At 60.8% G+C, this 13,306-nt stretch carries 9 protein-coding genes; 1 reads left to right on the forward strand and 8 read right to left on the reverse strand.

Annotated elements, in window-relative coordinates; genetic code table 11:
• Positions 1 to 125 precede the first annotated feature (125 nt).
• The 5 genes from M0746_RS27820 to betI all read right to left on the reverse strand — a co-directional run bounded on the left by M0746_RS27820 (position 126) and on the right by betI (position 7,173).
• Positions 126 to 1,463, reverse strand: coding sequence for a TldD/PmbA family protein (locus tag M0746_RS27820; RefSeq protein ID WP_258451319.1), 1,338 nt, complete (start codon positions 1,461 to 1,463; stop codon positions 126 to 128).
• Positions 1,463 to 2,905 (reverse strand): TldD/PmbA family protein, encoded by a 1,443-nt coding sequence (locus M0746_RS27825; protein WP_258451320.1) that lies wholly within the window; start codon positions 2,903 to 2,905, stop codon positions 1,463 to 1,465. Before M0746_RS27825 ends, M0746_RS27820 begins: the two co-directional genes overlap by 1 nt.
• 265 nt (positions 2,906 to 3,170) lie before the next feature.
• The gene (gene betA, locus M0746_RS27830) at positions 3,171 to 4,874 is read right to left on the reverse strand and encodes a choline dehydrogenase (protein WP_258451321.1); all 1,704 of its coding nucleotides are present in this window, start codon (positions 4,872 to 4,874) and stop codon (positions 3,171 to 3,173) included.
• Positions 4,875 to 5,018: 144 nt separating this feature from the next.
• Complete coding sequence (gene betB, locus M0746_RS27835) at positions 5,019 to 6,491, reverse strand: betaine-aldehyde dehydrogenase (RefSeq protein ID WP_093097563.1); 1,473 nt, start codon at positions 6,489 to 6,491, stop codon at positions 5,019 to 5,021.
• A 61-nt stretch (positions 6,492 to 6,552) separates the two neighbouring features.
• On the reverse strand, positions 6,553 to 7,173 hold the full coding sequence (betI, locus tag M0746_RS27840) for a transcriptional regulator BetI (protein WP_258451322.1): 621 nt from the start codon (positions 7,171 to 7,173) through the stop codon (positions 6,553 to 6,555).
• 422 nt (positions 7,174 to 7,595) lie between these two features.
• Here betI and betT point away from each other — a divergent pair, with 422 nt between their 5' ends.
• Complete coding sequence (gene betT, locus M0746_RS27845; protein ID WP_258451323.1) at positions 7,596 to 9,593, forward strand: choline BCCT transporter BetT; 1,998 nt, start codon at positions 7,596 to 7,598, stop codon at positions 9,591 to 9,593.
• 279 nt (positions 9,594 to 9,872) lie between these two features.
• Here betT and choV read toward each other — a convergent pair whose 3' ends face one another.
• The 3 genes from choV to M0746_RS27860 all read right to left on the reverse strand — a co-directional run bounded on the left by choV (position 9,873) and on the right by M0746_RS27860 (position 12,918).
• Positions 9,873 to 11,051: a choline ABC transporter ATP-binding protein gene (gene choV / locus M0746_RS27850; protein WP_034153601.1), complete on the reverse strand. Its 1,179-nt coding sequence runs from the start codon at positions 11,049 to 11,051 to the stop codon at positions 9,873 to 9,875.
• A complete protein-coding gene (gene choW, locus M0746_RS27855) occupies positions 11,048 to 11,893 on the reverse strand; it encodes a choline ABC transporter permease subunit (RefSeq protein WP_258451324.1) in 846 nt (281 codons plus the stop codon). Before choW ends, choV begins: the two co-directional genes overlap by 4 nt.
• A 77-nt stretch (positions 11,894 to 11,970) precedes the next feature.
• The gene (locus M0746_RS27860) at positions 11,971 to 12,918 is read right to left on the reverse strand and encodes a choline ABC transporter substrate-binding protein (protein ID WP_090287010.1); all 948 of its coding nucleotides are present in this window, start codon (positions 12,916 to 12,918) and stop codon (positions 11,971 to 11,973) included.
• Positions 12,919 to 13,306 lie beyond the last annotated feature (388 nt).

The raw sequence follows: 13,306 nt of genomic DNA on the forward strand, positions 1-13,306 counted from the left end.
GGTCGAGCGCGGTCAGTGTGGGAGCTGGCCTACCAGCGATGGCGGATCTCCAGACAAACAGATGTTGAATCTGATGTCCTCATCGCTGGCAAGCCAGCTCCCACAGGTGTTGCGGTGTTGCGGTGTCAGAGGGTCAGGGTCAACCGGCTGACCAGTGCCCCCGGTAGCAACGATGACGAGGTGTTGCGCTGGCTATAAGTACTGGCCGACAGCAGCAACTCCCGCTCGGTGGTCAGTGCCTCTAGCTGCGAACCGAGCAGGTTGTAGGCGCTGTCGTCGAAACGCATGGTGCTGACCGGTGCCTGGATTTCGCCGTTCTCGACCCAGAAGGTCGCGAAGCGGGTCATGCCGGTCATGCGCGCGGCGGGTTGATCCGAGTAGTTCAGGTACCAAAGGTTGCTGATGTACAGCCCGGTGCCCAACTGCTGGAGGATCTGTTCCTGCGCCAAGTCACCGGCGGCCATGTTCAACGCACTGGGCATTTCACCGCCGCCCGCGCCGTTCGCCGCCAGGCCATATTCGGCGGCACTGCGCGAGCCGACCAGTTGATCGCCAGCCTTGCCCTCGACAATCAGGCGCAAATCGCTGCGCGGATAACCTTCACCGGAAAACGCCGGGCTCAGCGAAGTGCTGACTTTCTCGTCCAGCGACACCAGTGGGCTGAACGTTTGATCGCCTACATACAACTTCTGCAGCGGGCTGCTTTTGCTGGCAATCGACTGTGCCGAAAACCCGCCCCAACTGAGCATGCCCATGATTTCTTCCAGCGCCGCCGGTGCCAGGTAGGCGCGGTACTGTCCCGGTGCCAATGTGCGTAACGGTCGACCGAGAAACTCAAGCTGCTCGCGCGCCTGAGCGAAGCGTTTGGCGAATCCTTCGCTGCTCCAGTCATGCCCGGCGTAGCTGGCCTTCACCGCTTCGCCGTTTTCATGGAACAGGCTGAAATCGAAATTGAAGCTGTTGGCCTGATGCCAGCCGAACGCCCCCGCTGAGCTGGCGAAGCCACGGCTGATCGGCCCGGCGGCGTAGAAACCGACGAGATCCAGACCTTCAGCAGCAGCGCAGATTTCATCCACAACCTGTTCGGTGTCCGGCAGCGGATGCTCCTGCACATTCTTGCTCTGCCAGCCGTTGTGGTTGAGCAGCAGGTACGGGTCCTGCGGCAACAGCGGCAGGGTTTCGCGCAGTTGTTGCAGGCCTTCGCCGAGCCTGCGCAGATCGCCTTCCTGATCGCCGGACAGGGTCACTTGCAAGTCGGCGTGGCGACCGTCATTGATCAGCTTCAGAATGACGTTGGCCTGTTGCACTTGCCCGGCCTGGCGCACCTTGGCGTGATTGAAGCGCACGAACGCCGAGGCTTCGGCGGCGTAGCTGAGGGTGAACTGCTCCGGCTCGCGCACGCTGTCGCGCAGCCAATCGACCATGACCTTGAAGGCGTCGGACGGATTCTTCGAAATGCTCATCAGGCGTCTCCCCCAAACACATCAATATTGCTGAACACGCAGGCCGGCGAAGCGTGGCCGACGCGAATCACCTGGTTCGGTTCGCCCTTGCCGCAGTTCGGCGTACCGAGCACCTTGACAGTGTCGGCGTTGCCCACGGCGCGCAGGCTTTTCCAGAAGTGCGCGGAAATTGCCCGGTAGTTGGGATTTTTCACCACGCCTTTAAGTTCACCGTTCTCGATCAACTGGCCCCATTCGCAACCGAACTGGAATTTGTTACGCGCATCGTCAATCGACCACGAACGGTTGGTGCTCATCAGAATGCCGTGCTCGATGCCTTCGATGAGCTGGCTCAGCGGCTGGTCGCCCGGTTCGATATTGAGGTTGGCCATGCGGTCGATCGGCGCGCGGTTCCAGCTGCAGGCGCGGCTGTTGGCGACGCCGTCGAGACCGGCGCGGTACTGCGACAGCGCGCCGCCCAATGGGCGCAGCAACAGGCCGTCGCGGATCAGGAATTGTTTGCTCGCCTGACTGCCGTCGTCGTCATGCCCGTAACTGGCGAGTTCTTCGGGAATGCCCGGATCGAAGGTCACGTTGAGCAGCTTCGAACCGTATTGCAGGCTGCCGAAGTCGCTGGTCTTGACGAAACTGGTGCCGGCGTAATTGCGCTCGTCGCCGAGGATCCGGTCAAGTTCCAGCGGGTGGCCAATCGATTCGTGGATTTGCAGCATCATCTGGTCGGGCATCAACAGCAGATCGCGCGGGCCTTGCGGGGTGTTCGGTGCGAGCAGCAGCTGCAGCGCCTGATCGGCGACTTGCGGGCCGGCGCCGACCAGGCCGCAAGGGCTGATCACATCGGCGCCGCCCTGCTGGCCGAAGTTCTCGCGGCCGAGGCTGCGGGTCTGGCTGTCATTGCCGTCGTAGGCGGTGACGTCGAGGCTTGGATAAACGAAGCGCTGGGCCTGGCGCAATTCGGCGCCGGCGCTGCTCAGGTAGATCTGCTCGACGTGGGTAATGCCGATGCTCACTTGCCAGTTCACCAGGCGCTCATCCTTGGGCACCGAGGCGGATTCCGCGCCGAGCAATTCATAGCATTCGCTCAGCGACGGGAAGGGTTGTTCGAGGTTGGGCGAAAAGTAGTCAGCCCGATCGCTGCTCAACGGTTGATCGCGCAGGTCGAGCAAGGCGTGTGGCTTGAGCCGGCGGGCTTGCTGTTCGGCGCGCTCGAGCGCGGTTTGCAGGCCTTGCTGCGAAAGGTCGTTGGTCGCCGCGTAGGCTTCGACGCCGTTGACGCGCACGGTGAGCATCGCCCCTTCATCGCGGCTCAGGCTCGGCGGTTCGGCGACGTTCTTGCGCACCGACAGGTACTGCCCGGACTCGCGGACATAGCGCAGGGAAAAAAACTCGGCGCCCGTGCGCAAGGCAGCGAAGCGCTGCTTGAGCTGGGGGTGGAAATCGAACATTCGGAAACCTCCTTGTAGGGGCAAGCGGCACAGCGACGGCGGGGAGGGATGAAACGGTTGCGCGAGGTCTAGAGTAGGCCTGCGTGGGGGTAGGATCAAGTGAAGAGGGGGTGTAGGAGGTTTTACTGTATTCGCGAGCTGATCGTTCCCGCGCTCCGCGTGGGAATGCCGCCATGGACGCTCTGCGTCCGCTTTGGGACGCGGAGCGTCCCGAGATGCATTCCCACGCGGAGCGTGGGAACGATCAGGGGGAAGGTGTTACGTCTTACTGCGTAACGGGGGTGATATCCCGCATCGGCTTGCCTTTGACCGGCGCGCCATTGGCCACGTAGTAAGCGGCATTGCTGCGCGGCAGTGGCTTGCGGCCACGGATCTTGTCGGCGATTTTCTCGGCCATCATGATCGTCGGCGCGTTGAGGTTGCCGGTGGTGATGATCGGCATGATCGAGGCATCGACCACGCGCAGGCTCTGCATGCCGTGCACGCGGCCTTCGCCGTCGACCACGGCCATCTCGTCGGTGCCCATCTTGCACGAGCAGGACGGGTGGAACGCGGTTTCGGCGTGCTCGCGAATGAACTTGTCCAGTTGCTCATCGGTTTGCACGTCAATGCCCGGGCTGATCTCCCGACCACGGAACGCGTCCAGTGCCGGCTGCTGCATGATTTCCCGGGTCAGGCGGATGCCGTCGCGGAATTCCTGCCAGTCCTGCTCGGTGGCCATGTAGTTGAACAGGATGCTCGGGTGCTGGCGCGGGTCCTTGGATTTGACCTGGATGCGGCCCCGGCTTGGCGAACGCATGGAGCCCATGTGCGCCTGGAAACCGTGCTCTTTCACACCATTGCTGCCGTTGTAGTTAATCGCCACCGGCAGGAAGTGGTACTGAATGTTCGGCCATTCGAATTCCGGACGCGAACGGATGAAACCGCCGGCCTCGAACTGGTTGCTGGCGCCGATGCCGGTGCCGTTGAACAGCCACTCGGCACCGATGGCTGGCTGGTTGTACCAAAGCAGCGACGGGTACAGCGAGACCGGTTGGGTGCAGGCGTACTGCAGATACAGCTCAAGGTGATCCTGGAGGTTTTCACCGACGCCCGGCAGGTCGTGAACCACCGGAATGTCGAGGCTTTCCAGCAGTTTCGCCGGGCCGACCCCGGAGCGCTGCAGAATCTGCGGCGACGCGATGGCGCCGGAGCACAGCAGAACTTCCTTGCGCGCCTTGGCTTCAACGCGCTCTTCAGCGTCGCCGATCAGGTAACGCACGCCGACTGCACGCTTGCCTTCGAAGAGAATCTTGTCGGTCAGCGCGTGGGTGACGATGGTCAGGGTCGAGCGCTTTTTGGCGACGTCGAGGTAACCACGGGCGGTGGAAGCACGGCGGCCATTCGGCGTCACGGTGCGGTCCATCGGGCCGAAGCCTTCCTGTTGATAACCGTTCAAGTCTTCGGTGCGCGGATAACCGGCCTGCACGCCCGCTTCAACCATGGCGTGGAACAGCGGGTTGTTGCCGGCTTTCGGCGTGGTCACGCTGACCGGGCCGTCGCCACCGTGGTAGTCGTTCGGGCCGATGTCACGGGTTTCCGCCTTGCGGAAGTACGGCAGGCAATCGAGGTACGACCAGTCTTCCAGGCCCGGCAGTTTCGCCCAGCCGTCGTAGTCCATGGCGTTGCCGCGGATGTAGCACATGCCGTTGATCAGCGACGAACCGCCCAAGCCCTTGCCGCGACCGCATTCCATCCGGCGACCGTCCATGTGTGGCTCTGGATCGGTTTCGTAAGCCCAGTTGTAGCGACGACCCTGCAGCGGGAACGCCAGCGCGGCCGGCATTTGCGTGCGGAAGTCGAGGCGATAGTCGGGGCCACCGGCTTCGAGCAGCAGAACGGTGACGCCTTCGTCTTCAGTCAGACGGGTGGCAAGTGTGTTACCTGCAGAACCGGCGCCTATGATGATGTAGTCGTATTCTTTAGTCATAAATTCTCCTGCGGGAGCTACAAGCCGCGAGCTGCAAGCTGCAAGGAAAAACAGCGAGCTGTGGCTTTGAAATCGGGGAGGGCGGCAAGCCCAAACTGCTTTTACTTGCAGCTTGAAACTTGCCGCTTGCAGCTGATCAGCTCATCAGAACACCGAGACGTAATCGCCCAGCTCGACCTGTACCGATTTGATGCGGGTGAAGTTGTTCAGCGAGCTGATCCCGTTCTCACGGCCCACACCCGACTGCTTGTAACCGCCAACCGGCATTTTCGCGTCGGACTCGCCCCAGGCGTTGATCCAGCAGATACCGGCTTCGAGTTGATGAATCACGCGGTGGGCGCGGTTCAGGTCGCGGGTGACGATACCGGCGGCGAGGCCGAAGTCGGTGTCGTTGGCGCGGCGGATCACTTCTTCTTCGGTTTCGTAGGAGAGGATCGCCATGACCGGACCGAAGATTTCTTCGCGAACGATGGTCATGTCGTCGGTGCAGTCGGTGAACACGGTCGGTGCCACGAACGCGCCTTTGGCGAATTCGCCGTCGGTCAGACGACCGCCGCCGCACAGTACACGCGCGCCTTGTTCCTTACCTTTCTCGATGTAGGCCAGCACGCTTTCCATGTGGGCGAAGCTGACCAGCGGACCGAAGTTGGTGTTTTCGTCTTCCGGGTTGCCGACGCGGATGCGCGCAACGCGCTCAACAATCTTGGCTTCGAACGCGGCTTTCAGGTGCGCCGGAACGAACACGCGGGTGCCGTTGGTGCAGACCTGACCGGAGCTGTAGAAGTTGGCCATCATCGCGGTGTCGGCGGCGCGATCCAGGTCGGCGTCGTCGCAGATGATCAGCGGCGACTTGCCGCCCAGTTCCATGGTCACGTCTTTGAGCGACGAAGCCGAAGCGCTGGCCATGACTTTCTTGCCAGTGTCGGTGCCGCCGGTGAAGGAGATTTTCTCGATGCGCGGGTGCTCGGTCAGCCAGGTGCCGACTTCACGGCCGCTGCCGGTCAGCACGTTGAACACGCCGTTCGGTACGCCGGCTTCGGTGTAGATTTCGGCCAGTTTCAGGGTGGTCAGCGAGGTGACTTCGCTTGGCTTGAAGATCATCGCGTTACCGGCCGCCAGGGCTGGAGCGGATTTCCACAAAGCGATCTGGATCGGGTAGTTCCACGCGCCGATACCAGCGACCACGCCCAGCGGCTCGCGACGGGTGTAGACGAAAGAGGTATCACGCAGCGGGATCTGCTCGCCTTCGATGGCCGGCACCAGGCCTGCGTAGTATTCCAGCACGTCGGCGCCGGTGACGATGTCGACGTACTTGGTTTCGGAGAAGGATTTACCGGTGTCCAGGGTTTCCAGTGCGGCCAGTTCATCGTTGCGCTCGCGCAGGATGTCGACGGCGCGACGCAGGATGCGCGAACGCTCCATGGCGGTCATCGCGGCCCAGATTTTCTGGCCCTTTTCGGCGCTGACCACAGCGCGCTCGACGTCTTCCTTGGTCGCGCGTTGCACTTGGGCGAGGACTTCACCGTTCGCCGGGTTGATGGCTTCGAAGGTGGCATCGCTGCCAGCGTCGGTGTACGCGCCATCGATGTAGAGTTTTTGCAGTTCGAAACGGGCCATAGTGTCCTCGCAAGTGCATTGGTTGTTGGCCTTGGCCACCGCGATGACGCTACGGTGGGGTTCAGGCGTCGAGCGGTTTCTGTGTGCTCTGACCTGCCTGCTTGGCCAATTGGAAATCCATGTATTCGTAAGCGATCCGTTGCGCCTGCGCCGTGTCGAAAGCGTCTCCCGACAGCGCGCCGCGCAACCACAAGCCGTCAATCAACGCTGCCAGGCCTCGCGCGGCATTGCGCGCTTCTTCGAGCGGCAACACCCGGCGGAACTCGCAGCACAGGTTGGAATACAGACGGTGATCGTTGATCCGCTGCAACCTGTGCAAAGACGGCTGGTGCATGCTGGTGGCCCAAAAGGCCAGCCAGGTTTTCATTGCCGGGCCATTGACCTGGCTGGCGTCGAAGTTGCCTTCGATGATCACCTGCAGATGCGCCCGTGGGCTGTCATCTGTCAGCGCCTGACGGCGCGCGGTGACGTTCTCGCTGAGGACGTTCATCAGGTACCGCATCGTGGCGGCGATCAGGCCGTTCTTGTCCTGAAAGTAATGACTGATGATGCCATTCGAGACACCGGCCAAACGGGCGATCAGCGCAATGCTGGCGTCCCCCATTCCGACCTGATCGACCGCTTGCAACGTGGCTTCGATCAGTTGTTGACGGCGGATGGGTTGCATACCGACCTTGGGCATCTTGCACATCTCCTTAGGCCTTCCGAGGGGCGAATGACGCCGATCGGATTGAGGGCCAGTCTATTTTGTTTTGATTGAACGTTCAATCAACAAAGAATAAGATCTGCGACAATTCGTCGCTGCCTACAGCTTTTTCCTACGTGTAATGACGATAAAAACCGACACCTGAAACGGCTCGAAACCTGCGTGGGGCATGGCGCGGTTCGCGATTCGATGGACGTGTTGAAAGGGCAAGACGCTCGGGGCCAGGTTTCGGATGAACGTCCGCACACCTGGCCACGAAAGCGACACGCCATTTCGGCAGGTTCGGGCTTTTTTCGGAGTGTCTTTATATCACCCGCCAGTCGGCTGCCAACTAACCGATTGGTCGGGTTCCGTGATGCCTTGTGTTCTTCTCTCGCACTGCCTGGAGCATTTGTGCCATGAGTTCTGCCTCGCTAATAAAGACCCCGCCCGAGAAGGTGACGGTCAACGGTTGGGTGTTCTACACCTCGACCGCGTTGATTCTGTTGTTGACCGCCATTCTGATCATCGCCCCGCAAGAGGCCGGCAGAGTGCTGGGGATGGCTCAGGCCTGGTTATCGCGCAGCTTCGGCTGGTACTACATGATGGTGATCGCCGCGTACCTGGTGTTCGTGGTCGGTCTGGCGTTTTCCTCGTACGGCAAACTCAAACTGGGCAGCAAGGACGATACCCCGGACTTCAGTTACGGCGCCTGGGCCGGGATGCTGTTCTCGTCGGGTATCGGCATTTCGCTGTTGTACTTCGGCGCATCCGAACCGCTGGATCACTACTTCAATCCGCCGGAAGGCACGTCGGCCAGCAATCTGGCGGCGCGTCAGGCGGTGCAGCTGACCTTCCTGCATTGGGGCCTGCATGGCTGGGCGATCTACGCACTGGTCGGCCTGGCGGTTGCTTACTTTGCTTATCGGCATAACCAGCCGCTGGCGCTGCGTTCGGCGTTGTATCCGCTGGTCGGCGAGCGTTGGGTCAAAGGCGCGGCCGGGCATGCGGTGGACGGCTTCGGCATGTTCGTGACCCTGCTGGGTCTGGTGACCAACCTGGGCATCGGTTCGCTGCAAGTGTCCTCTGGGCTGGAAAACCTGTTCGGCATGGAGCACAGCAACACCAACCTGTTGATCGTGATTATCGTCATGAGCACCGTGGCGACCATCGCTGCCGTGTCCGGCGTGGAAAACGGCATCCGGCGTCTGTCCAACCTGAACATTGTTTTGTTCAGCGGTTTGCTGATCTTCGTCCTGCTGTTCGGCCCGACCCTGCATTTGCTCAACGGCTTTGTGCAGAACATCGGTGATTACCTGAACGGCGTGGTGCTGAAGACGTTCGACCTGTACGTCTATGAAGGCGACAACGCCAAGTCCGATCGCTGGCTGGGCCTGTGGACGCTGTTCTACTGGGCCTGGTGGATTTCCTGGGCGCCATTCGTGGGCATGTTCATCGCGCGAATTTCACGTGGTCGCACCGTGCGTGAACTGGTCGCCGGCGTGCTGCTGATTCCGCTGGGCTTCACCCTGGCCTGGCTGTCGATCTTCGGCAACTCGGCGCTGGATCTGGTGATGAACCACGGCGCGGTGGAGCTGGGCAAGACGGCGCTGGAACAGCCGTCGATGGCGATCTATCAATTGCTTGAGCATTACCCGGCGTCGAAAGTCGTGATCGGTGTGTCGATCTTCGTCGGCTTCGTACTGTTCCTGACCCCGGCCGATTCCGGCGCGGTGATGATGGCGAATCTTTCCTGCAAGGGCGGCAACGTCGACGAAGATGCGCCGCACTGGCTGCGGATCTTCTGGTCGGTAGTGATCACACTGGTGACCATCGGTTTGTTGTTCGCCGGTAACTTTGAAGCCATGCAAACCATGGTGGTGCTGGCCGGTTTGCCATTCTCGGTGGTGCTGGTGTGCTTCATGTTCGGCCTGCACAAGGCGATGCGTCAGGACGTGCAGATCGAACAGGAGCAGGCGCAACTGGCCGAGCGTGGGCGTCGCGGTTTCAGCGAGCGCTTGACGCAACTGGATCTGCAACCGAGCCAATCGGTGGTTCAGCGTTTCATGGACAAGCACGTCACTCCGGCGCTCGAAGACGCAGCGGCGCAGTTGCGCCATCAGGGTATTGAAGTGCAGACGCTGTTGGGTAAAGCCAAGCGTTGCATGGGCGTGCGGGTCGAGATGGAAGAGGGCAATCCGTTCGTTTACGAGGTGAGCCTGGAGGGTTATCTGGCGACCCCGACTGAATCGGCGCAATCGGATGAGGCGCGTCAGCGTTATTACCGGGCTGAGGTGTATCTGCACAACGGCAGCCAGGATTACGACTTGATGGGCTTTACGCCAGAGCAGATTACCCGGGATGTGCTGGATCAGTTTGAGAGTCATCGGCAGTTGCTTGGGCGGGTGTACAGCTAAACAGCCAAAACAAAAGGGGCTCGATTGAGCCCCTTTTGCATGATCGTTCCCACGCTCCGCGTGGGAATGCCTCAATGGACGCTCTGCGTCCGCTGTCGTGGGACGCGGAGCGTCCCGGGCTGCATTCCCACGCAGAGCGTGGGAACGATCAGGGATAACTGCAGCATCCCCCGGTCAGTCCCCTCTCCCTCTGGGAGAGGGCTAGGGTGAGGGGCTTTTCCCTGACCCAACTAAAAAGGGATCGCTCACCGCGATCCCTTTTTTATCCCACTTGGCGCATTACCCCAGATTCTTGCCCAGCAACGCGTGATACAACTCGCTGTCGCCCAGAATCCCCACCACATGATTGTCATCGTGCAGCACCAGCTTGTTGCCGGTCTGATAACGAATCTGCAGCGCGTCGCGCATGCCGATGTTCGAGTCCACCAGCGTTGGCTTGCGCTCGAGGCCTTCCACCGCTTGCCCCGGGGCCCAGTTCTGCAGGTTCAGCACCGAGCCGTTCTGCCGCGCACCCTTGATGGTGTTGCCTTCAGCCAGGTCCAGCCACGAATCACCGCCGGGATCGAGGCACACCGAGCCGTTGATGCGTTTGCACTTGTCGAGCGTGCGCATCAGGCTGCGCCCGCAGAGCACGTTGAGCGGGTTGGTGTGGGCGACGAAGGTGCGCACATAGTCGTCCGCCGGGTTGAGGACGATTTCTTCCGGCACGCTGTACTGAATGATTCGCCCGTCTTTCATGATCGCGATGCGGCTACCCAGTTTGAGCGCCTCGTCGAGGTCGTGGCTGACGAAGACGATGGTCTTGCTCAGCTTGCGTTGCAGTTCCAGTAATTCATCCTGCAGGCCCTGACGGATCAGCGGGTCGAGGGCCGAGAACGGTTCGTCCATCAGCAGAATATCGGCGTCCATGGCCAGCGCACGGGCGAGGCCGACACGCTGCTGCATGCCACCGGAGAGTTCGTCAGGCTTCTTGTTGCGCCATTGGGTCAGGCCGACCAGTTCGAGTTTCTCATCGACCAGTTTCTTGCGTTCCTTCTCCGGTCGACCCTGCATTTCCAGACCGAAGCTGATGTTCTCGCGCACCGTCAGCCACGGCATCAGGGCGAACTTCTGAAACACCATGGCGATGCGTTTGGTGCGCATCATTTTCAGCTCGGCCGGTGTGCACGAGGCGATGTCGATCTGGCGGTTTTCATGCTCGACGAACAGCTTGCCGCGGCTCACGGTGTTGAGGCCATTGATGCAGCGCAGCAGGCTCGACTTACCCGAGCCGGACAGACCCATCAGCACGCAGATCTCGCCCTTGTTGATGTCCAGCGTGGCTTTTTCCACGCCGACGATCTGCCCGGTCTTCTTCAGGATCTCGTTGCGGGTCATGCCCTGGTCGAGCAGCTTGAGTGCCTCGCGCGGATCTTTCGAGAAAATTACGTCGACGTCTTCGAAGCGAATAATGCTCATGCGTCACCCCCTACTTTGGCGTCGGGTTGTTTGCAGATACGGTCGAGCATGATCGCCAGCAGTACGATTGCCAGGCCTGCTTCGAAGCCCAGCGCAATATCAGCAGTGTTCAGTGCGTTGACCACCGGTTTGCCGAGTCCGTCGGCGCCGACCAGTGCCGCGATCACCACCATCGACAGCGACAGCATGATGCATTGGGTGATGCCGGCGGCGATGCTCGGCATGGCGTGGGGCAGTTCGATCCGTGAGAGTAGCTGGCGACGCGAGCAGCCAAAGGCTTTGCCAGCGTCCATCAGTTCTTGCGGGACATCGCGGATGCCCAGGTAGGTCAGGCGGATCGGCGCCGCGATGGCGAAGACCACCGTGGAGATCAGGCCCGGTACCACACCCAGCCCGAAGAGGGTCAGGGTAGGAATGAGGTAAACGAAGGTCGGTACGGTCTGCATCAGATCGAGCACCGGCCGCATCATGGTGTAGAACATCGGTTTGTGCGCGGCGACGATGCCCAGCGGCACGCCGATCAACACGCAGACCAGGGTGGCGAACAGCACCTGGGCGAGGGTTTCCATGGTTTCCTGCCAGTACCCCAGATTGAGGATCAGCAGGAACGAGGCGACCACGAACGCGGTCAGGCCCCACTTGCGTTGAATCAGATGGGCGATGATTGCAATCAAGCCAATCAAGACCAGTGGGTTGAACCAGGTCAGCGCAAACGTCACGCCGTGGATCATCGTTTCCAGTGTCACGGCGATTGCATCGAAGGTGTGGGCGCCGTGTTGCGTCAACCATTCGACGAAGCCCGCGATGTACTGGCCTAAAGGTATTTTCTGATCAATCAGCATGGTAGTGAACGTCCGCATGCAAGGAAATTAACAGCCCGGGCAGGCACGCCTGCCCGGCATAAGCGATGCCCCTCGGATCAAGGCGCGAGCTTGGCTTTCACGGCCTCCAGGCCTGGTTTTCCGTCAATGGTGGTCACGCCAGCGAGCCAGGTATCGAGCACCTGTGGATTCTTTTTCAGCCAGGCCTTGGCGGCCGCGTCAGGCTTCATCTTGTCGTCGAGGATGTTGCCCATCAGTTCACTTTCCATGTCGACGGTGAACTCCAGGTTCTTCAGCAACTGACCGACGTTGCTGCATTCTTCGGCGTAACCCTTGCGGGTGTTGGTGGCCACGGTGGCGGCACCGAAGTCGGGGCCGAAGAAATCATCGCCGCCGGTCAGGTATTGAATCTTGAAGCGCTTGTTCATCGGGTGCGGCGCCCAGCCGAGGAACACCACCGCGGTGTCGCGCTTCTGCGCACGGTCGACCTGCGAGAGCATGCCGGCTTCCGATGACTCGACCATTTTGAAACCAGCGGTCTTCAGGCCGAAGGCGTCCTTGTCGATCATGCTCTGGATCAACCGGTTGCCGTCGTTGCCCGGCTCGATGCCGTAGATCTTGCCGTCGAGCTCTTTCTTGAATTTGGCGATGTCGGCGAAATCGTGCAGACCCTTGTCATACAGGGCTTGCGGCACGGCGAGGGTGTACTTGGCGCCCTTGAGGTTGGTGCGCACGGTGTCCACGGTGCCGGCATCGCGATACGGCTTGATGTCGTTTTCCATGGTCGGCATCCAGTTGCCGAGGAACACGTCCATGTTCTTGCCGTCGGCCAGCGACTTGTAGGTCACGGGTACGGAGATCATGGTGGTCTTGGTCTTGTAGCCGAGGGCGTTGAGGACAACGGAAGTGGTGGCGGTCGTGGCGGTGATGTCAGTCCAGCCGACATCGGAGAAGTTAACGAGGCTGCACTGTGCCGGTTCTGCGGCTTGCGCCAGTAGCGGCAGACTCAGCAGGGCGGCCAACAACAACGACGGGGAACCTTTCATGGATGGACTCCTTGGTGTTTTTTTTGGCAGTGTTCCGACTGTGGACCACCGCACTTATGGGTTGCGGTTGGTGGCGTTCTGAAGACAGCTCTACCGCAGCGCCTGGCAATCGAGTCATCCCGATCATGTACCAGTGAAAATCTGACGCCTACAGGGAGGGTCGTATCCAGTACAGGGATGGTCGCTTCCAGTGTCGGTGACGTCGCTTACAGCTTTTTTCCGCCCTCGATGGCCTTCTGATCTGCATAAAAACGGCGCATTTGCGGGGCGAAAACGTAACGGCGCTGCTGGACATGAGTGCGTCGGTGTCAGACGCCGTGCGCGCCGACAAAAGCCTGATGATGCCGGCATTCGGCGGATCGCAGCTTGAGCGTAGCAGCTCCGCCAG

The sequence above is a fragment of the Pseudomonas sp. S11P7 genome (assembly GCF_023195435.1).
Lineage (GTDB): Bacteria > Pseudomonadota > Gammaproteobacteria > Pseudomonadales > Pseudomonadaceae > Aquipseudomonas > Aquipseudomonas fluorescens_G.